Genomic DNA, 19,642 nt, shown 5'->3' with positions numbered 1-19,642 from the left:
CTTTCTGGCGGGGGCGTAGCGCGGGAGAGCAACACAAAACGGCCGAGTAGGAAAATGTGGGGGCAGGGGGGCATGGGCTTCACCCTTCACTTGGCGTTCAGCGCACCCCTCGCTATAGGCAGCGCCATGCAAGTTAAGCTCACCGCCCGTATCGCGCTCGCCGCCGCGACCATCGCCATGCTCAGCGCCTGCGCCGGAAGCGGGGAGGGCAAGGATGTCGCCTATGTCGCCCGCGACGTCGAATCGCTCTATTCCGAGGCGCAGAAGCGGCTCGACAAGGGCAATACGCTACAGGCCGCGGCGCTGTTCGACGAGGTGGAGCGCCAGCACCCCTATTCGCCCTGGGCCCGCCGCGCCCAGCTGATGAGCGCGTTCAGCTATTACATCGCCCGCGATTACAACAAGGCGATCCAGAACGCGCAGCGGTTCCTGTCGATCCACCCGGGCAACAAGGACGCGCCCTACGCGTACTATCTGATCGCGCTCAGCTATTACGAGCAGATCAGCGATGTGAACCGCGACCAGAAGATCACCGAGCAAGCGCAGACCGCGCTGCGTGAGGTCAACCGCCGCTTCCCGCAGACCGAATATGCGGCTGACGCGCGGCTGAAGCTCGACCTTGTGGCGGATCACCTTGCGGGCAAGGAGATGGAGATCGGCCGCCACTACCAGCGGATGGGCATGTGGCTCGCCGCCGACATGCGGTTCCGCAACGTGGTCGAGAAGTTCCAGACCACCAGCCACACCGCCGAAGCGCTTTATCGCCTCACCGAAAGCAGCCTCGCGCTGGGCGTGCCCTCCGAAGCGGTGAAGTACGCTGCGGTGCTGGGTGCGAACTATCCGGGCAGCGAGTGGTACGAACGCGCCTTCAAGCTGGTCGACAAGAACGCCGGGGGCGTGACGACCTCCTGATCGCCCTCCCGCCGCCGGGCAGCGGTCGCCGGGCTGGAGTCGCTCCGGCTCCGTGGGAGCTGGGCGGACTTGTGCAGGCGCAACGGGCTATAAGCTAACGGCCGGGAACCTCGCTGCGGCAGGGCACCCGGCAATCACCATTTTGAGCCGCGCTGCGATCCGCACCCCGGCAGGAGTTAATCACCATGAAGGGCTACAAGGCACCGAGCTTCCAGGACAGGGCCGCCGCATCGGCGCTCGCCAAGGAAAAGGCTCTGGCAAAGATGAAGGCGGCGCCTCAGCCGACCGCGGAAGAACTGGCCGAACGCGCTGCCCGCGCTGCCGAGCGCGAAGCGCTGGCCGCCGAGAAGGCCGAGAAGGCACGGGCCGCCCGCGAAGAAAAGCAGCGTCTCGCCGACGAAGAGCGCGAAGCTGCCAAGGCCGAGCAGGCGCGGATCGAAGAAGCCAATGCGCCCCCGCCCAAGAAGACCGAGGAAGAGCTGAAGGCCGCCCGCGACGCGCGTTATGCCGCGCGTAAAAAACGCAAGTGAAGCTCCACAACTTCGACGTCGCGGCATTCCTGCGGGATCACTGGCAGCAAAAGCCGCTGCTGATCCGCAATCCGTGGGCAAGCTGGATCAACCCGGTCGAGCCTGACGAGCTTGCAGGCCTCGCCTGCGAGCCGCTCGTCGAATCCCGCATCATCACGCGCCGCAAGACCGCGTGGGAACTCGAACACGGCCCCGTTCCCGAAACCCGCTTCGCCAAGAAAGCCCGCGATCCGTGGACGCTGCTGGTGCAATCTGTCGATCACCATTTTGCGGACGTTGCCGCCTTGCTCGATCCGTTCCGCTTCGTGCCCAATTGGCGGATCGACGATGTGATGGTCAGCTATGCCGTGGATGGCGGCGGGGTGGGCGCGCATTTCGATCATTACGATGTGTTTCTGGTGCAGGGTCTGGGCCGCAGGCGCTGGGAAGTGGGCGCGCTGTGCGACGAGGACACGCCCTTGCTCCCGCATGACGGGCTGCGCCTGCTCGCGGATTTCGAAGCGACCGAGGAATGGATCCTCGAACCCGGCGATATTCTCTACGTCCCTCCGCGCGTCGCCCATCGCGGCACGGCGGTCGGCGATGATTGCATGACCTATTCGATCGGTTTCCGCGCCCCTTCGCGCGCCGAACTGATCGAGGCCTGGGCCGACGACATGGTCCCCGATCTGCCCGATAGCGACCGCTATGGCGATCCGCATCTGGCGCCGGCGGACAACCCCGGAGAGATCGACGCAGAAGCGATTGCCAAGCTGCAAGCGATGATCGCCGAAACCGTCCATGATCGCAGCCGCTTTGCCCGCTGGTTCGGACAATACAACACCGCGCCCAAGAACCCCGAGATCGACTGGCGGCCCGAAGAAGCCATGGACGCCGGGGAGATCGCCCAGCATCTGGCAGCGGGCACGCCCTTGCTCCGCAATCCGGCCAGCCGCTTCGCTTTCGTCCGCGAGGAGGATTCCGCGATCATGCTGTTCGCCGACGGGGACGCCTATCTGTGCACGGCGCAGGCCGCCGAATTCGCGCAGGCAATCTGCGGTGCTCCGCAGCTTGTTGCGGCTCCCGATAATTCGCCCGAGACGCTGGAACTGATCGCCGCGCTGTACAACGCAGGCAGCCTCGCTTTCGATAGCGGAGAGTAGCGCAAGCCGCGTTCAGGCCGATGTTTCGGCGAAGGCGCCCGGTGCGATTCCTTCGACGGTCCAGTCCCCGATCGACCAGCGCACCAGCCGCAAGGTGGGCAGGCCGACTGCCGCTGTCATCCGCCGCACCTGCCGGTTGCGTCCTTCGCGGATGGTGATGCGCAGCCAGCTATCAGGCACCGACTTGCGTTCGCGGATCGGCGGATTGCGCGGCCACAGATCCGGCGCGTCGATGCGCACGACTTCGGCGGGCAGGGTCATCCCGTCCTTCAGCCGCACGCCTGTGCGCAGCGGTTCAAGGTCCGCATCCTGCGGATCGCCCTCCACCTGCACGAGGTAGGTTTTGGGCATCTTGAAGCGGGGATCGGCTATCCGCGCCTGAAGCCGCCCGTCATCGGTCAGCAGCAACAGCCCCTCGCTATCGCGGTCAAGCCGCCCGGCGGGATACACGCCCTTGATCGCAATGAATTCCGAGAGCGTCGCCCGCTCCGTCGGCGATTTGCTGTCGGTGAACTGCGACAGGACGCCGAAGGGTTTGTTGAAGAGGATCAGCCGGGACATGCCTGTGCCCATAGCCGCCGCCGGACGCTGTGTCTTGGGGGGTGTCAGCAACGCACGCACTTGCAGCGCGGCTGTTGCTGGAGTTTTCGATAATTCTCGAATTATGGCTTGATATCTGTCCGACAGACGGTATTTCGATATTTCTCGAAAGGTGGCCATATGGATGATCTCAGCACGCAGGTGTGGGCGGTGGACGCGCTTGGCGCGATGGCGCACGAAACCCGGCTTTCCGTATTCCGGATGCTGGTCAAAGCCGGGCCAGACGGCATGATTGCCGGAGCCATCGCCGAGCATTGCGGTGTGCCGCCTTCCACCATGTCGCATCACCTTGCCACGTTGGAACGCGCCGGGCTTGTGAGGTCAGAGCGGGAGAGCCGGTTGATCCGTTATCGCGCCGACTTTCCGGTGATGCGCCGCTTGCTGGCCTTCCTGATGCAGGATTGCTGCCAAGGCATGCCCGAAATGTGTTCCGCCCTGATGGCGGGGCTCACCTGCGAACCCCTGAATTGAGGCATCCCATGTCCGACACCGCCTTTACCGTGCTGGTGCTCTGCACCGGCAATTCTGCCCGCTCGATCCTTGGCGAGGCACTGATCAACCAATTGGGGCAATCCGGTTCGGGGGCGCGGGTGCGGGCCTTCAGCGCGGGGAGCAAGCCCAAGGGCGCGGCCCATCCGGGGGCGCTGCGGTTGCTGGCGCGGCGCGGGATCGACACCGCGCCGTTCCGTTCGAAAAGCTGGGACGAATTCAGCGGCCCCGGTGCACCGGCCATCGACCTTGCGATCACCGTTTGCGGCAATGCGGCGGGCGAGGCCTGTCCGGTGTTCCTCGGCAGCCCGTTGAAAGCCCATTGGGGTCTGCCCGATCCCGCCGACGTGACCGGCAGCGAAGCGGAGGTCGATGCCGCGTTCGAGGAGACATGGCGGCTGCTGGAGATGCGGGTGCGTGCGTTCCTGTCGCTTGACCGCGCAGCGATGGACGCGCCCGCGATGCAGGCCGCACTTGCCCGGATCGGCGCGATGGAAGGGGCAGCATGATGAACGATACCACCTCACCGCTCGGCCTGTTCGAGCGTTATCTTTCGGTCTGGGTGCTGCTTGCCATTCTGGCAGGGCTGGGGGTGGGGTTGGTCGCCCCCGATGCGGTCGGCGTGCTTGCCGGGCTTGAATATGCCTCGGTCAATCTGGTGGTCGCGGTGCTGATCTGGGCCATGATCTTTCCGATGATGGTCGGTGTCGATTTCGGCAGCATCCGTGACATCGGGCGCAAGCCAAAGGGGCTGGTGATCACGCTGGCGATCAACTGGCTGATCAAGCCTTTCACGATGGCCGCGCTGGCCGTGCTGTTCTTCGACTACGTCTATGCGGACCTGCTGCCCCGCAAGGATGCGCAAGAGTATATCGCGGGGCTGATCCTGCTGGGCGCTGCGCCCTGCACCGCGATGGTGTTCGTGTGGTCGCAGATGACCCGCGGCGACCCCGCCTATACGCTGGTGCAGGTGTCGGTGAACGATCTGGTGATGATCGTCGCCTTTGCGCCGCTGGTCGCGCTGCTGCTGGGTGTGACGGAGATTGTCGTGCCGTGGGAGACGCTGCTGCTCTCGGTGGTGCTTTACGTGGTGATCCCGCTGGTGGCAGGCGCCATCGTCCGTGGCCGCGTGATCGCCGGGCATGGCGGGGATGCGGCGGCGGTCGATGCGTTCACGGCGCGGCTCAAGCCGTGGTCGATCATCGGCCTGCTGGCGACGGTCGTGCTGCTGTTCGCGTTTCAGGCGGCCACGATCATCGCCAACCCGCTGCTGATTGCGCTGATCGCGGTGCCGATCATCCTCCAGTCCTACGGCATATTCGCGGCCGCCTATGCCTGGGCCTGGGCGTGGAAGGTGCCTCACAATATCGCTGCGCCATGCGCGTTGATCGGCACCTCGAACTTCTTCGAGTTGGCCGTCGCGGTCGCCATCGGGCTGTTCGGCCTTTCGAGCGGCGCGGCACTCGCCACGGTGGTGGGCGTGCTGGTCGAGGTGCCGGTGATGCTGTCGCTGGTCGCCTTCGCCAACCGCACCCGCGCGAACTTCCCCGGAGACCCGGCATGACCGACTACGCACGCCTGCGCACTTTGCCCGATCCGGCGCACCTGCCTGCGCTGAAGCCGGAATATGTCCATCACCGTCCCGCGCTCGGCTTGGGGCCACTCGATCCGCCGCCGCGCGTGCTGCTGCTCTACGGCTCGCTGCGGGAGCGGTCCTTCTCGCGCCTCGCTGTGGAGGAGGCTGCGCGGCTGCTGCAATTCTTCGGCTGCGAGACGCGGATCTTCGATCCGTCCGACCTTCCTTCGCCCGATCTGTACCCCGGCGATGATCATCCCGCCGTGCACGAGCTGCGCGAACATTCGCTGTGGTCAGAGGCGCAGGTATGGTGCAGCCCTGAACGCCACGGCACGATCACCGGGATCATGAAGGCGCAGATCGATCACCTCCCGCTCGCCTACAAGGGCCTCCGCCCGACGCAGGGACGCACGCTGGCGGTGATGCAGGTCAACGCGGGATCGCAGAGCTTCAACACCGTCAACTCCCTGCGCATCCTCGGCCGCTGGATGCGGATGTTCACGATCCCCAACCAGTCCTCGGTTGCCAAGGCCTATGAGGAATTCGACGAGGCCGGGCGGATGAAGCCGTCGAGCTATTACGATCGCATCGTCGACGTGATGGAGGAACTGGTGCGCTTCACCGTGCTGCTGCGCCCCCACGCTGACATGCTGGTCGACCGCTATTCCGAACGGGTCGAAAAGGATCTGCCGGTCGAGACCCCGGCGGACAAGGCCGGGATTGTCTGACGAGAGCAGACCCGCTCCTGTCCTTGGGGATTTGCTAACCTTCCGCAGGTGACGCGGGGCAGGGTGTGCGCTATCTGTTCCGCTATCCATGCTGACCCGCCTGTCCATCCGCAACATCGTCCTTATCGAAGCGCTCGATCTCACCTTCGCGCGCGGGCTGGGCGTGCTGACGGGGGAGACGGGGGCGGGCAAGTCGATCCTGCTCGATGCGCTGGGGCTGATCCTGGGCGACCGGGCGGAGACCAGCCTCGTCCGCGCGGGCGAGGACAAGGCCAGCGTCACCGCCAGCTTCGAATTCGCCGCGCTGCCTGCCGGGATCGCTGCCGCGCTGGATGATGCCGAGATCGCGATCGAGCCGGGAGAGCCGCTGCTGATCCGGCGGCAGGTGAAGGCTGATGGCGGGTCCAAGGCTTTCATCAACGATCAACCCGCCAGCGTCGCCCTGCTGCGCGAACTGGCGCCGGCGCTGGTGGAACTGCACGGCCAGCACGATGATCGCGGGCTGGTGAACCCGCGCGGGCACCGCCTGCTGCTCGATCGCTATGCGGGCACCGATGTGACCGGCATGGAGCGCGCCTATGCCGATTGGGCGCGCGCCGAAGCCCAGCTTTCCGAAGCGCGCGATGCGGTGGAGCAGGCCAGGACCGATCAGGACCTGCTGATCGCGCATCTCGCCGAACTCGCCGCATTGGAGCCGGTCGCGGGCGAGGAAGCGCGGCTCGCCGGGGCGCGGGCCGACATGCAGAAGGGCGAGAAGCTTTCCGATGATCTCGAAACCCTGCGCCACCTGTGGGATGGTTCGGATTCGCCGCTCGCCGCGCTGCGCGTCGCGGCGCGCAAGCTGGACCGGATCGCCGATCAGCATGCCCTGCTGACCGAGGCGCTCGCGGCATTGGACCGCGCGGTGATCGAAGCGAGCGAGGCGGAGGACAAGCTGCGCTCTGCCGCCGAGGCGCTGGTGCACGATCCGCACGAATTGGAGCGCGCCGAAACGCGCCTGTTCGAACTGCGGGCGGCGGCGCGCAAGCACCGCTGCGAAGTCGATGATCTGCCCGAACTGATGCGCACCATGCGCGCGCGGCTCGATGCCATCGAGGGCGGGGAGGCGCAGCTCGACGCGCTGGAAGCCGCCGCCAAGGAAGCGCGCACCGCCTATGTCGCTGCGGCGGAGAAAGCCCATGCCGCGCGGGTTGCGGGGGCAGAGCGGCTCGACGCGGCGGTGGCGGCGGAGCTCGCACCGCTGAAGCTGGACGCCGCGCGGTTCCGCACTTCGGTGACGTTGCTGCCCGAGGATCGCTGGGCCGCTTCCGGCATGGACGCGGTGGAATTCCTGATCTCGACCAACCCCGGCGCGGACTTTGCACCGCTGGGCAAGATCGCTTCGGGCGGCGAGCTGTCGCGCTTCATCCTCGCGCTGAAGGTCGCGCTGGCGGAGAAGGGCGGGGCGGCGACGATCATCTTCGACGAGATCGACCGCGGCGTGGGCGGGGCGGTGGCTTCCGCGATCGGCGAACGCCTCGCGCGGCTCGCATCGCAGGAAGGGCAATTGCTGGCGGTGACGCACAGCCCCCAGGTCGCGGCGCGCGGCGGCCAGCACTACCTGATCGCCAAGGCCTCGAGCGGAATCGTGACCAAGACCAGCGTGGTACTTTTGGATAGCGCTGGGCGGCGGGAGGAAATCGCCCGGATGCTCTCGGGCGCGGAGGTGACGCCTGAGGCGAGAGCGCAGGCGGACCGGCTGCTGGAGGGGGTGTGATCACCCGCGATGACATAATGGGCTTGGTTCGCGCGCTTGATCCGCGCTTCGAGGAGGTGGCCAAGGTCTTTCTCGAGCAATGGGCCGAGGATCCGACAGCTGAAATAGATGGCCTTCCGCACTATCTCTATTTCGCCGAGATTGCCGATATCATCGGTTCGGATTTCGCAGCCGGTGTTGAATTTAAGCATCGCTCGACCTTTCAACTCATCGACCGGCTCATCGTCGAAGGCGAGCACTATGTGTCCGAGGCAGCAGTTGTTGGTTTGCTCGAGGACATCCAAAACGCATTGAAGCGGAGGCGGATACCTCTGCACCGTGCGCACGCTCTTCTACCGAGCGAGTCCCGATATCAGTGGGACGATCTCGTCCGCTTTTGGACCGACATCGAGCAACGGAAGCCAGATCTTCGCCCACTAAGCAGGCGACCTAAAAGGGACTGACATGATCCGCTTCCTCCCCCTTCTCCTCGCCGCGGCCGCAACTGCCTGCACCCCCACCACGCCCGCGCCTCAGGAGGCCAAGTCCGCCGTGCAGCCCAACAACGCCACCTACGGCACCGACGCCAACCTCGCTGCGTCCACCCCCGACGCGGTCCTGCGTTACACCGATCATCCGCGCGGCTTTGCGGAACTGCGCCTTCCCCAAGGCAAAGGCCCGTTCCCGCTGGCGGTGATCTATCATGGCGGGTGCTGGAAGACCGGGATCGCCTCCCAAGCCTACATGGCCCCTCTCGCCACCCGCTGGCAGCAGCTGGGCATCGCGACCCTCAATGTCGATTACCGCGAGGTGGGCGATGGCGGCGGGTGGCCCGGCTCGTTCGAGGACTGGGCGGCGTCCACCAAGCTGATCGAGCAGGTGACAGCGCGCTATCCCGTTGATCGCGACGCGGTGACGCTGGTGGGCCATTCGGCAGGCGCTTTGCCTGCGCAATGGTTGGCAAGCGCACAGGGCGAGGATGGCCCGCTCGGCACGCGCAAACCGCTCAGGGCGCGCGCGGCCATTGTGCTCGACGGCCCTGGCGATGTGGGGGCAGAGCGTCCTGCCTTCGATGCCTTGTGCCAGTTCTCCGCGGTCGATCCCTTCATGGGCGCTGGCCCTGAGGCCTATCCGAGGCGCTATGCTGCGATCTCGCCCGCCACCACCGCGCCGCAGCTCGCCGCGCTGCTGTTTGTGCAAGCCAAGCTCCCCGCGCCCTCGGCGGCTACGCAATCCGCGCTCGGCTCTGGCGGCGCGCAGGTCACGGTGCGCGAAAACGTCGGCGTCAGCCACTTTGCCATCATCACCCCCGGCAATCCGGCCTACACCGCGAATGAGCCTGCGATGCTGGCGGTGCTCAAAGGCGAAGAATGACCGGTTGCCCGTTGCCGCTGCGGCGCTAAGCTGCGGTAACACGAGCAGAGGGGCCCACATGATGAAGCACGCATCGTCCACTTTCGCGCTTGCGATCCTGCTCGCGGGCTGTGCGCCCGTGACGCCGCCCGTACCCGACACTTCCTTCGCGGTTACCGACACCAGAGACTACGATCCCGTCACGCTCGACGCCGTTCCCTCCGATCCGCCGACACTGCGGGTCGCCTATGGCACAGCCTCGGCGCGGCAATATGGCGAGCTGCGCGTGCCGGAGGGCAAGGGGCCATTCCCGATCGCGGTGATCTATCACGGCGGGTGCTGGATGGGGCTGGGCAGCACCGCCAATGTGGCCGCACTCGGCAGCTTCCTTGCGCGCAATGGCGTTGCCGTGTGGGCTCCCGGCTACCGCGAGCTTGGCTCGGACGGCGGCTGGCCTAACACCTTTACCGATTGGGCGCAGGGGCTTGGCTATGTCCAGACGCTGGCGGAGACGCACCCGCTCGATTTGAAGCGGATCACCGTGATGGGCCATTCTGCCGGGGTGACGCCGGTGATGTGGCTCCCCACGGGGGACATGGGCGATGACGTGATCCGGCCCGATCTGCCGCGGGTCCGCGCGGCGGTGGCGATCGATGGGCCGCTGCGTATCAGCGATTTTGTCGGCCTGGATGCGATGGCCTGCGGACAGCCGGTGATTGCGGGGATGATGGGCGGCACGCCTGCCGAAGTTCCGGCGCGCTATGCCATGCTCGATCCGCTCGCCAACAAGCCGCTGGTGAAGCGGCTGCTGGTGGTTGACGGGGCAGTGCGCGATCCCGATCCGGCGCTGATCGAGGGGCTGCGCGCACAAGGCATCGCAGTCGAGGTGATCAGGGTCGATCAAGAGCAGCATTTCAACATGCTGGTGCCGGGGACCAAGGATTTCGCCGCGATTGCTCCGGCGCTGCTGGACATTGCCAAGGGTCGGTGAAAAAGCGGAACGCATGAGCACCGAAGGCTTGAGCGAGGCGGATGCCGCCAACGAGTTGATGCGCCTTGCCAAGGCCATCGCGCACCACGACCGGCTGTATCACGCGGAAGACTCGCCCGAGATTTCCGACGCCGAATATGACGCGCTGGTGCGCCGCAATGCCGAGCTTGAGGCAGCCTTCCCGCACCTGATCCGTGAGGATTCGCCGTCGCGCAAGGTCGGGCATCAGATTGCCGCCTCACCATTGGGCAAGGTGGCGCACGAGGTTCGGATGATGAGCCTCGATAATGCCTTCTCGCCCGAGGAGGTCGCCGAGTGGCTGGCGCGGATGCGGCGCTTCCTCAACCTTCCCGAAGGCGAGCCGCTGGCGTTGACGGCCGAGGACAAGATCGACGGGCTGTCGTGCAGCTTGCGCTATGAAAACGGGGTGCTGGTGCGCGCCGCGACGCGCGGCGACGGGCAGGTGGGCGAGGACGTGACCGCCAATGTCGCGCACATCCCGGACATTCCGCAGCAACTCCGTTCGTCTCGAGCGAAGTCGAGAGACCTCTTCGAGCAAGGCGTCTTGAGTTGGCTTGACGCTAACGGTGACTGGGATGGACCCGCCATCTTCGAGGTGCGCGGGGAGGTCTATATGGAAAAACAGGCCTTTACCGCACTCAATGCTGCGCAGCATGAAGCGGGCGCAAAGATCTTCGCCAACCCGCGCAATGCCGCTGCCGGATCGCTCCGCCAGAAGGATGCGAGCGTCACGGCCAAGCGTCCGCTGCGCTTCTGGGCGCATGGCTGGGGTGCGGCTTCGGCGGTGCCGGGGGTGACGCAGAGCGAGGTGGTTGCCGCCTTGCGCCAATGGGGTTTCCCCGTCTCGCCGCTGTTCACCCGCATCGAGGGTGACGCCGACGCTTTGGTCGCCCACTTCGATGCCATCGGCAAGGCGCGGCCCGATCTGCCCTATGATATCGACGGCGTGGTCTACAAACTCGACCGGCTCGATTGGCAGGAGCGATTGGGCTTTGTCGCCAAGGCCCCGCGTTGGGCGCTGGCGCACAAGTTCCCGGCGGAACGTGCCGAGACGATTGTGCAGGGCATCGACATTCAGGTGGGCCGGACGGGCAAGCTGACCCCGGTGGGCCGCCTCGCGCCGGTGCTGGTCGGCGGGGTGACGGTCACAAACGTCACGCTCCACAACCGCGACGAGATCGCGCGGCTCGGCCTGCGCATCGGCGACCGCGTGGTGATCCAGCGCGCGGGCGACGTGATCCCGCAGGTGGTGGAGAACCTCACCCGTGAGGAGGAGCGCGCCGCCTTCCCGTTCCCCGATCACTGCCCCGAGTGTCAGTCTGAAGCGGTGGCCGAGGAGGGCGAGGTCGATGTGCGCTGCACCGGCGGGCTGATCTGCCCCGCCCAGCGCACTCAGCGCCTCGAACACTTCGTCAGCCGCAAGGCGCTCGATATCGAGGGGCTTGGCGAGAAGACCATCGCGCAGTTCTTCGCGCTCGGCTGGCTGGAAAGCCCCGCCGACATCTACCGGTTGCGCCGCCGCCGCAGTGAAATCTTGAGTCTTGAAGGCTGGCAGGAAAAGTCGGTCGACAACCTCCTCGCCGCGATCGAGGCCAAGCGCGAGCCTGACGCCGCGCGGCTGCTTTTCGCGCTCGGCATCCGCCATGTCGGCGAAGTGACGGCGCGCGACCTGATGAAGCATTTCCACGAATTGCCGCTGCTGCGCGACGTGGCCGAGCGGGCGCATGGCGGGGACGCCGAAGCGGCGGGCGAACTCACCGCCATCGACGGCATCGGCCCCTCGGTGGTCGAGGCGCTGGGCGACTTCTTCCACGAACCGCACAATGTCGCCGTGTGGGAAGACCTGCTGAACGAAGTCACCCCGCCGCGCTACGAGGTGAAAACGGTCGCCAGCCGGGTCGCGGGCAAAACGGTGGTGTTCACCGGCAAGCTCGAAACCATGAGCCGCGACGAGGCCAAGGCGCAGGCCGAACGGCTGGGCGCCAAGGCTGCTGGTTCTGTCTCGCCCAAGACCGACCTGTTGGTCGCCGGGCCGGGGGCGGGGTCGAAGCTCAAGAAGGCCGCCGAACTCGGGATCGAAGTGATCGACGAGGCGGGTTGGGCGGCGATCGTGGCCGAGGCGCTGGGAGGGATACCATCATGAACCTCGCCAGACCTGTCTTGCTGCTGTGCGCCGCCCTGTGGTTTGGAACTGCCGCAACGGTACTGGCAAAGGACCCCCCTGCTAAGACTGCCGCCCCCGAAACTATAACCATTCCCTTCGCGCCGCCCATTGACGCACCGCTCACCTATCGCCTGCGCTTCGAGCGCAAGCGCGAGAGCGGCGACAGCGTGATCGAAGTCGATCAGAGGCTGACCTTCGCCAAGACCGAAAGCGGATATGCGCTTACCCTCGAGCCGCTGTCGATCGGCATGGCGGGGCAGCGGCTCGAACTTGCGGATAAGCGGGTGCTTGATGATATACCACCCGCCTTGCGGATTTATCTCCTGCCGGTGGTGATCGAACTCGATGCCACAGGCGAGATGGTCCGGATGCGCAATTGGGAGGCGATGCAGGAAAGCCTGCGCGATATGCCCGAGGCGACCGGGAGGCTCTCGGGCAGGCCGGTGAACGAGGGCGCGTTGGCGGCGATGCGCAGCGTGCTCGAACCTTATATCAACAGCACGGCAGAACAGGCGCCCGCCCTTATGATCCGCGGTTGGCCTGCCATGCTAGGCTATGGCGGGGGACAATTCGTGTCGGGCGCGGTGGCCGAGGGTGACGTCGAGATTGCCACTCCGTTTTCGCCCACCCCGATTCCGGCCGTGTCACAAGGATCGGTGACCCGCACGCGCGAGGGCAATATCAGCCTCGTGCAGACAACGCGCATCGATCCTGAGGTAATGCGCATGCTGATGCTGGGCGTGATCGAGCGGATGCGGACGCAGGCGGCCTGGAAGGGGACCGGCGAACCGGCGAACGAGATCCGCGGGCTCGAAGTCACCGACGAGATTGGCCTGACGCTTGACCCCGTCACCGGCTTGCCGATCATCGGCCACACCAAGCGGCTTACCAGCGTCACCACGCCGACCGGATCGCAGGTCGGGGGCGAGATCACCACGATCACCCGGATTGCGCCGTGAGCCACCTCCTCGCCGATCTCCACCCCCAGGCCTTGCGCATCGCGGCTCTGCTGCGGGAACGCGGCGAGAAGGTCGCGGTGGCCGATGGGGCCACGGGCGGCTTGATCGCGGCGAGCTTGCTGAGCGTGCCGGGCGCGCTCGACTTTTTCGTGGGGGGCGGGGTGGTCTATTCCTTGCGCGGCCGCGACGTGCTGTTCGCTCTGCCGCGCGAGGCATACAAGGGGATGCGCGGGGCGAGCGAAGATTATGCGCTGCTGCAAGCCCGTGCGATCCGCGACAACTTCGGTGCGGATTGGGGGCTGGCTGAAAGCGGCTCTGTCGGTGGTTCCACCCACCCGAGCGGCGCGCCTGCCGGTCGCTCCGTGGCAGCGCTTGCGGGGCCGGGCGGCGAGCACACGCGCCTGCTCGAAACTGCCAGCGACGACCGGATCGCCAACATGGCCGCCTTCACCCGCAACGCGCTCGCGCTGCTCGAGGATGTGCTGGCGCGGTGAGGGGCTTGAGGGGGCAGGTCACCCTTTGGTAAGCATGTCGCGGTTAACGAAGCAAAAGCAAGCCAAGGCAAGTGGGGCGATATGGCAGGGTATTTGCAAAAGCTGATGCGCGATCTGGAATCGCCGGTCGAAGTGCGGCGGTTCGGCTCGGGCTGGTTTTCCGGATTCTTCGGCCTGCTGTTCGCGATCAGCGGCTTTGTCATGGTGGTCGCGCTCAAATTCCCGGCCTGGTTTACCACGCCCGAATTGCAGATCGTGCGCGACTGGGGCGGATTTCGCACGGCGATCCATGTGATCCTGTTGGCGAGCTATGCGCTCGCGCTGCTCAGCCTGCTGCTGCGCCCGCGCAAGGTGCTGGGGATGACGGCGCTGATGATCGGCCTGGGCGCGACCCTGCTGGGCGGCGCGGCGGTTGAGGGGGATAATGCCAGCGGCTGGGGAATGTTCTTCGGGCTCGATTTCTTCATCGTCAATCTGCTCGCGACGGGCTTTATGTGGGCGCCGCTGGAGCGTTTCGTGCCGCACCGGCGCGAGCAACGCCTGTTCCGCCACGAATGGCGCGAGGACCTGTTCTACTTCCTTGTCAGCACCATGTTCGTGCAGGTGCTCGCCTTCCTGACGCTGGCCCCTTCGCAGATTATCAACGCCAATACGAACAGCTGGGACACCTTCCGCGCCCTCGTCGCGAGCCTGCCGTGGCTCGTGCAGTTCGCCATCGTGCTCGTTGCCTCGGACATGCTGCAATACTGGTACCACCGCCTGTTCCACAAGGTTCCGTTCTTGTGGGGCTTCCACGCGGTGCACCACAGCGCCAAATCGATGGACTGGCTCGCCGGATCGCGGATGCACATCGTGGAGGTCGTGCTGCTGCGCGCGATAACATCTCTGCCGCTGTTCACGCTGGGCTTCGATGCGGCGGTGATGCAGGCCTATATCGGGTTCATCTATGTCTGGTCGTCGCTGCTGCACGCCAATGTCGGCGGGAACTTCAACACGCTGGGCCACTGGATCGCCACGCCGCGCTTCCACCACTGGCACCACGGGCTGGAGCGCGAGGCTTTCGATGTGAATTTCGCGATCCACTTCCCCTGGATCGACAAGCTGTTCGGCACCTTCCATCTGCCGCAGGATCGCTGGCCCAAGGATTACGGCATCCCTGAAGACGTGCCGAGCGGTTATGCCGGGCAATTCCTCTACCCCTGGACCCGCACCGGCAAGAAGACCGACGAGCCTGGCGCCGAACCGGCGGAATAATTTTCACGCGCCTGTCGAATTCGGCTTGGCAACCGCGTCTCCCTGTCAGAGCCTCGCCATTCCGGCGGGGCCCGTGTTGGAGACGTGCGATGCAATTCATGCTGATGATCAACGAGGACGAAAGCGCCTATGCCGGCGCTGACGGCGCGGCGCTGCTTGAGGCGACGCTGGCCGGGCACATGAAGCTGGCCGAGGATCTGATCGCCGCCGGTGTGCCGTTCTCGGGCGAGCGGCTGAAGCCTGCCGCCACCGCCACGACGATCCGCTGGGATAATGGCGCGGCGAGCCTGCATGATGGCCCCTTTGCCGAAACCCACGAGGAGCTGGGCGGCTTCTACATCATCGATGTCGCCAGCCTCGATGACGCGATCGCGTGGGCCAAGCGCATCCCCGTGCCCAAGGGCGGGATCGAGGTGCGCCCGGTCTGGCCGATGGGGGCCGAAGGCTGAGCCTCGCGCGTAACAACGCTTTGGCGATCATGGCGGCGCGGCCCCGGGTGGTGGCCGCGCTTGCCGCGCAGTTACGCGATCTCGATGCGGCGGAGGATGCCTTCGCTGATGCCGCCGCATCCTGCCTCATGCTGCCCGAGCCGCCCCGCGATGTGCCTGCGTGGCTGTTCGTCGCTGCCAAGCGGCGCGCGCTCGATGCGCTGCGGCGGCAGCACAGCGAGGCGCGGACCGCTGATGCTTTGGCGGAGGTTTCCGACATGGCCGATATCCTCACGCTGCCCGAACCGATCCCTGACGAGCGGTTGCGGCTGCTGTTTATCTGCTGCCACCCCGCGCTGGGTGCCGAGGTGCGCGCGCCGCTGGCGTTGAAGGTGATCTGCGGCCTGCCGGTAGCGGCTATCGCGCGGCTGTTCGTGGTGAGCGAGCCGACCATGTTCCAGCGCATCACCCGCGCCAAGGCCAAGGTGCGCGAGGCGGGAATCGCCTTCGAACTGCCCCCGCGCCGCGATTGGCCCGAGCGGCTGGGCGCAGTACTGCTGGCGCTCGAACTCGCGTTTACCGCTGCCTATGCCGATGCGGGCGGCGAATTGTCGGCGGCGCTTGAGGAGGATCTGGGCGCAGAGGTCGAGCGGTTGGCGCAGCTGGTTGCCGAGCTTTTGCCGCACGAGCCCGAGGCGCTCGGCCTCGCCGCGCTTGTGCTGCTCGCCCGATCACGTGCCGGGGCGCGGCTGGACGGGGAGGGGGCGATGGTGCCGCTTTCGCAGCAGGATGCGGCGAATTGGGATCAGGCGCGGATCGCTGCGGCGCGGGACCTGATGGACAAGGCTGCCGGGCTGGGGCGTTCCGGTCCCTATCAGGTGATGGCGGCGATCCAGCTTACCCACACCCGCCGTGCCTTCGATGGGGTGGTCGATTGGGGCGCGGTGCTGCGGCTCTACGATGTGCTACTCGCCCTGCGGCCTTCGCCGATGGTGGCGTTGAGCCGCGCGCTGGCATTGGCGCAGGTGGAGGGGGTCAAGGCAGGGCTGGCGGCCGTCGAGGCGCTACCCGCCGAGCGGCTGGCTTTGGCGCGGCCTTACCATGTGGCGCGCGCCGATCTGCTGGCACGGGCGGGGCGGGCAAGCGAAGCGGCGGCGGCGCTGGATGCCGCGCTGGCGCTCGATCCGCCACGCGCCGAGAGGCTGTGGCTGAAGCGGCGGCGCGCTGCGCTTACCTGACCCGCCGCCTGCGCAGCCACAGGATCGCCCAGTCGCCGCGCTGGAGCCGTGCAGCCATGCGGAAACCGGCGCGATGCATGGCCCGCTTGACCGCCGCTTCCTGTTCGCCCGCGAGCAATCCCGCCAGCAGCAGGCTTCCGCCCGGCGGCACCGCCTTGGCGAAGTCTGGCGCGAGGCTGACCAGCGGTCCGGCGAGGATGTTGGCGATCAGGAGATCATAGGGGCCGCGCAGCTGCAACAGCGGATCGTCCATCCCGTCAGCGACGATCATCACCGCCTCGCCCGCGCCCGCGCCCATCGGGATGCCGTTGAGCCGCGCGTTTTCCTCGACCACGCCGACGCAGACCGCGTCGATATCGGTCAGCGTGCACAAGGCGCGCGGCCACAGCGCGAGCGCGGCAAAGCCGAGCAGTCCGGTGCCGGTGCCGATGTCGGCGACATTGCGCGCCGTGACGCCGCTCGCCTTCATATGGCCGAGCATTTCGAGGCACCCGGCGGTGGTCTTGTGCTGCCCGGTGCCAAAGGCTTGGCTGGCGGGAATGATGAAGTCGATCAGGTCCGCCTCGGCCGGGTAATCGGGCGTATGGACATGGAACCGACCGGCGCGGATCGGCGCCGCATTGTGCTGGCTGAGTGTCACCCAGTCTTCGGGGGGCAGTTCTTCGACGGCGATCTTGGGCGCGGGCCCGTCGAACAGACCGGCGAGCGCGGCTTTCTCCGCCTTGCCCGGCTTGCGCGGATACCAGCCTTCCAGCACCCAGTCGTCAGGCCGGTCCTCAGCCTCCTCGCGCCCCGCGATGACGAGTTCGTAGTCCCAATCGTCGATCAGGTCATGTGCGAGCAGCGCGGCCTGCACCACCGGTTTGGGCGCGAAGGCGGTGAGTTTCCAGGTGTTCATTGCGGCGCGGCTTCTTTCGCCAGCCTTCCATCAAGTGCATCGGTCTTGCTCGCGGCATAGTCGGCGCAGCTCGGCCCTGTGGCCATCGTGCCCGTCTGCGCACGGGCGATCATGTCGCTCGCCGAAGGGTGCGGGGTAATCAGCATGTCGCATTCGAGCCCCGCCATCCGCGTGATCCCGGTGCGGAACATCGCAACATAGTCCGGGTGGTCGGTGAAGCGGTATTCATCGGCGCTGACGGGCGAGAGGCTGTCTCCGTAAACGATGGTGATGCAGCCGTTCGCATCGCAGCTTTTCCACTGCCAGCTCATCGCGCCGATGGTGTGACCGGGGGTGGCGAAGCCGGTAACGGAGACGCCCGCGATATTGACCACTTCGCCATCCGCCACGGCGCGCAGCGGGCCGGTGACAGGCGTCATCGGCGCGTGGAGCCCCGTCTGCGGATCGCGCGGATCGTCCTTCCCGGTACGGATCACCTCGACCGCGTCCGCTCCGACCAGAACCGGCGCGCCGGTCAGGCCCTGCATCCGTGCGAATCCGCCGACATGATCGAAATGTTCATGACTGCCGAGCATCGCCTTCACATCGCTCAGCTTGACGCCGAGGCTTTCGATATTGGCAGCGATCACTTCGGAACCCTTTGCAGTTCCTGAGTCGATCAGCACTGCGCCATCATCGCCCTTGATGAGGATGGCCGCGATGCCGCAGGTGCCGACATACCAGGTGTCGCCATGGATGCGGAACGGCGCGGTCGGCTTGTCCCAATCGTCCCAATCCTCGCAAGTCGCGGCAAAGCGGGCCATGTCGCCTGCTTCTGGCACGGCTTGGGCGCGGGGCGCACTATCCGGTTCAGCAGCGGCAACATTGCATCCGGCGAGCGCCAGAGTGGTGGCAACAGACAAGCATCTAACGAACAAAGCTCGCTCCATTGGCGTCGATGACCGCGCCGGTCATGCTGGGGGGCGCGTCGAGCGCGCAGAACGCGATGATGGTCGCAATTTCGTCCGGTGTCGCCACCCGGCCCAGCGGAATGTCCGCCAAAAGCCCCGGCCCGCCGCGCGAGGCAAGGTAGTCGTCCGCCATGCTGGTATCCGTAAAGCCCGGGGTGACCGCGAAGCTCAGGATGCCGTCCTTGGCATAGGCGCGGGCGATGGTCTTGTGCATGCCGATCATCCCGCTCTTGGCGGCGGCATAGTGCCAGTGCGCAGGGCTGTCCCCGCGATAGGCGGCGCGGCTCGCCACGTGCACCAGCCGCCCGGCAAAGCCGCGCTCTTGCCAATGCATCACCGCAAAGCGCGAAAGCTGCGCTGCGGAGGTGAGGTTGACCCGCAAGGTATCATCCCACGCATCGAGCCATTCGATATCCGACCGGTCGAGCCGGTTCGCCTCGAACCGCCCGGCATTGTTGACCACCGCGTCAATCTCGCCGTCGGCCAGTTCCAGCGCCGCTTCCCACAGGGCCTGCGCGGCGAGCGGATTGCCGAAATCGGCAGCGATGATCGGCGTTTCGCCCTCGGCTCCGCTGACCGCGCGCGAGGCGTGACCGATGACCTTGGCACCCCGCGCGGCCAGTGCATCGAGCGCTGCCCTGCCAATTCCGCGGCTTGATCCGGTTACTAGAATGTGTCCCATGCAATCGCCTATCCAAAACTTTGCAAGCCATGTCCACCTGTCGCCGCTTGCCTCATGCGTCAGCGGCGCTAAGTGGGAGGGCCGAAGACAGGGACCAGACGGGATCAACATGAATCAAAGACCGCTTTCTCCCCATTTGCAGGTGTGGCGCTGGGGGCCGCACATGCTGGTATCGATCCTCCACCGCGCGACAGGCGATGGCCTGGCACTGGTCGGGCTGGGCGTGCTGGTGTGGTGGCTGGGCGCGATGGCCAGCGGGCCGGAGGCTTACGCGACATTCCAGTCGGTGATGGGTTCATGGTTTGGCATGATCATACTGGTCGGCCTGTCATGGGCGTTCTTCACCCACATGATGAGCGGTCTGCGCCACTTCGTGCTGGATATTGGTGCGGGCTACGAGCTGGACACCAACCGCATGTGGTCGATCGCCTCGCCGATCATCGCGATTGTTCTCACCGCGGCCTTCTGGGCCCTGATCCTGCTGCGCTGAGGAGCGAC

The 19,642-nt window shown here is 66.2% G+C and carries 22 protein-coding genes; 18 read left to right on the top strand and 4 right to left on the bottom strand.

The window, feature by feature from the left end:
• Positions 1-126: 126 nt before the first annotated feature.
• The 3 genes from KVF90_RS12805 to KVF90_RS12795 all read left to right on the top strand — a co-directional run bounded on the left by KVF90_RS12805 (position 127) and on the right by KVF90_RS12795 (position 2,584).
• Entirely contained in the window at positions 127-912 is a 786-nt protein-coding gene (locus KVF90_RS12805) for an outer membrane protein assembly factor BamD (protein WP_264391966.1), read from the top strand.
• Between the two features lie 185 nt (positions 913-1,097).
• On the top strand, positions 1,098-1,442 hold the full coding sequence (locus KVF90_RS12800) for a DUF6481 family protein (RefSeq protein WP_264391965.1): 345 nt from the start codon (positions 1,098-1,100) through the stop codon (positions 1,440-1,442).
• A complete protein-coding gene (locus KVF90_RS12795; RefSeq protein ID WP_264391964.1) occupies positions 1,439-2,584 on the top strand; it encodes a cupin domain-containing protein in 1,146 nt (381 codons plus the stop codon). Before KVF90_RS12800 ends, KVF90_RS12795 begins: the two co-directional genes overlap by 4 nt.
• A 12-nt stretch (positions 2,585-2,596) precedes the next feature.
• On the opposite strand, the gene KVF90_RS12790 is transcribed toward KVF90_RS12795, so the two are convergent.
• Positions 2,597-3,145 (bottom strand): pseudouridine synthase, encoded by a 549-nt coding sequence (locus tag KVF90_RS12790; RefSeq protein WP_264391963.1) that lies wholly within the window; start codon positions 3,143-3,145, stop codon positions 2,597-2,599.
• Positions 3,146-3,304: 159 nt separating this feature from the next.
• On the opposite strand from KVF90_RS12790, the gene KVF90_RS12785 reads away from it, so the two are divergent.
• The 14 genes from KVF90_RS12785 to KVF90_RS12720 all read left to right on the top strand — a co-directional run bounded on the left by KVF90_RS12785 (position 3,305) and on the right by KVF90_RS12720 (position 16,614).
• Positions 3,305-3,655, top strand: coding sequence for an ArsR/SmtB family transcription factor (locus KVF90_RS12785; RefSeq protein WP_264391962.1), 351 nt, complete (start codon positions 3,305-3,307; stop codon positions 3,653-3,655).
• An 8-nt stretch (positions 3,656-3,663) separates the two neighbouring features.
• Complete coding sequence (locus tag KVF90_RS12780; protein ID WP_264391961.1) at positions 3,664-4,182, top strand: arsenate reductase ArsC; 519 nt, start codon at positions 3,664-3,666, stop codon at positions 4,180-4,182.
• Positions 4,179-5,237: an ACR3 family arsenite efflux transporter gene (gene arsB, locus KVF90_RS12775; RefSeq protein WP_264391960.1), complete on the top strand. Its 1,059-nt coding sequence runs from the start codon at positions 4,179-4,181 to the stop codon at positions 5,235-5,237. The genes KVF90_RS12780 and arsB overlap by 4 nt, the downstream gene beginning before the upstream one ends.
• Positions 5,234-5,977 (top strand): arsenical resistance protein ArsH, encoded by a 744-nt coding sequence (gene arsH / locus KVF90_RS12770; RefSeq protein WP_264391959.1) that lies wholly within the window; start codon positions 5,234-5,236, stop codon positions 5,975-5,977. Before arsB ends, arsH begins: the two co-directional genes overlap by 4 nt.
• Positions 5,978-6,065: 88 nt before the next feature.
• The gene (gene recN / locus KVF90_RS12765; protein WP_264391958.1) at positions 6,066-7,733 is read left to right on the top strand and encodes a DNA repair protein RecN; all 1,668 of its coding nucleotides are present in this window, start codon (positions 6,066-6,068) and stop codon (positions 7,731-7,733) included.
• Positions 7,730-8,176, top strand: a complete 447-nt coding sequence (locus tag KVF90_RS12760; RefSeq protein WP_264391957.1) for a hypothetical protein — start codon at positions 7,730-7,732, stop codon at positions 8,174-8,176. Before recN ends, KVF90_RS12760 begins: the two co-directional genes overlap by 4 nt.
• Before the next feature lies 1 nt (position 8,177).
• The gene (locus KVF90_RS12755) at positions 8,178-9,086 is read left to right on the top strand and encodes an alpha/beta hydrolase family protein (protein ID WP_264391956.1); all 909 of its coding nucleotides are present in this window, start codon (positions 8,178-8,180) and stop codon (positions 9,084-9,086) included.
• Positions 9,087-9,144: 58 nt separating this feature from the next.
• On the top strand, positions 9,145-10,056 hold the full coding sequence (locus tag KVF90_RS12750) for an alpha/beta hydrolase (protein WP_264391955.1): 912 nt from the start codon (positions 9,145-9,147) through the stop codon (positions 10,054-10,056).
• A gap of 13 nt (positions 10,057-10,069) precedes the next feature.
• A complete protein-coding gene (gene ligA, locus KVF90_RS12745; protein WP_264391954.1) occupies positions 10,070-12,220 on the top strand; it encodes an NAD-dependent DNA ligase LigA in 2,151 nt (716 codons plus the stop codon).
• Entirely contained in the window at positions 12,217-13,200 is a 984-nt protein-coding gene (locus KVF90_RS12740) for a hypothetical protein (RefSeq protein WP_264391953.1), read from the top strand. Before ligA ends, KVF90_RS12740 begins: the two co-directional genes overlap by 4 nt.
• On the top strand, positions 13,197-13,694 hold the full coding sequence (locus KVF90_RS12735) for a CinA family protein (protein WP_264391952.1): 498 nt from the start codon (positions 13,197-13,199) through the stop codon (positions 13,692-13,694). The genes KVF90_RS12740 and KVF90_RS12735 overlap by 4 nt, the downstream gene beginning before the upstream one ends.
• 81 nt (positions 13,695-13,775) lie before the next feature.
• Positions 13,776-14,948: a sterol desaturase family protein gene (locus KVF90_RS12730; RefSeq protein ID WP_264391951.1), complete on the top strand. Its 1,173-nt coding sequence runs from the start codon at positions 13,776-13,778 to the stop codon at positions 14,946-14,948.
• Between the two features lie 89 nt (positions 14,949-15,037).
• Positions 15,038-15,397: a YciI family protein gene (locus KVF90_RS12725; RefSeq protein ID WP_264391950.1), complete on the top strand. Its 360-nt coding sequence runs from the start codon at positions 15,038-15,040 to the stop codon at positions 15,395-15,397.
• Positions 15,398-15,426: 29 nt separating this feature from the next.
• Entirely contained in the window at positions 15,427-16,614 is a 1,188-nt protein-coding gene (locus KVF90_RS12720; RefSeq protein WP_264391949.1) for an RNA polymerase sigma factor, read from the top strand.
• Here the strand turns inward: KVF90_RS12720 and KVF90_RS12715 are convergent.
• The 3 genes from KVF90_RS12715 to KVF90_RS12705 all read right to left on the bottom strand — a co-directional run bounded on the left by KVF90_RS12715 (position 16,607) and on the right by KVF90_RS12705 (position 19,144).
• Complete coding sequence (locus tag KVF90_RS12715) at positions 16,607-17,512, bottom strand: 50S ribosomal protein L11 methyltransferase (RefSeq protein WP_264391948.1); 906 nt, start codon at positions 17,510-17,512, stop codon at positions 16,607-16,609. The genes KVF90_RS12720 and KVF90_RS12715 overlap by 8 nt on opposite strands.
• Complete coding sequence (gene bla / locus KVF90_RS12710) at positions 17,509-18,315, bottom strand: subclass B3 metallo-beta-lactamase (RefSeq protein ID WP_264391947.1); 807 nt, start codon at positions 18,313-18,315, stop codon at positions 17,509-17,511. Before bla ends, KVF90_RS12715 begins: the two co-directional genes overlap by 4 nt.
• A gap of 103 nt (positions 18,316-18,418) precedes the next feature.
• Positions 18,419-19,144 (bottom strand): SDR family NAD(P)-dependent oxidoreductase, encoded by a 726-nt coding sequence (locus KVF90_RS12705; protein WP_264391946.1) that lies wholly within the window; start codon positions 19,142-19,144, stop codon positions 18,419-18,421.
• Between the two features lie 109 nt (positions 19,145-19,253).
• Here KVF90_RS12705 and sdhC point away from each other — a divergent pair, with 109 nt between their 5' ends.
• Positions 19,254-19,634 carry a succinate dehydrogenase, cytochrome b556 subunit gene (gene sdhC / locus KVF90_RS12700; RefSeq protein WP_264391945.1) on the top strand — a complete coding sequence of 127 codons (381 nt, stop codon included), beginning with the start codon at positions 19,254-19,256 and terminating at the stop codon, positions 19,632-19,634.
• Positions 19,635-19,642: the final 8 nt, after the last annotated feature.

The sequence above is a fragment of the Porphyrobacter sp. ULC335 genome (assembly GCF_025917005.1).
Classification (GTDB): Bacteria; Pseudomonadota; Alphaproteobacteria; order Sphingomonadales; family Sphingomonadaceae; genus Erythrobacter.
Note: the sequence above shows the minus strand (reverse complement) of the source record. Positions and strands in the feature narration are given on the sequence as shown.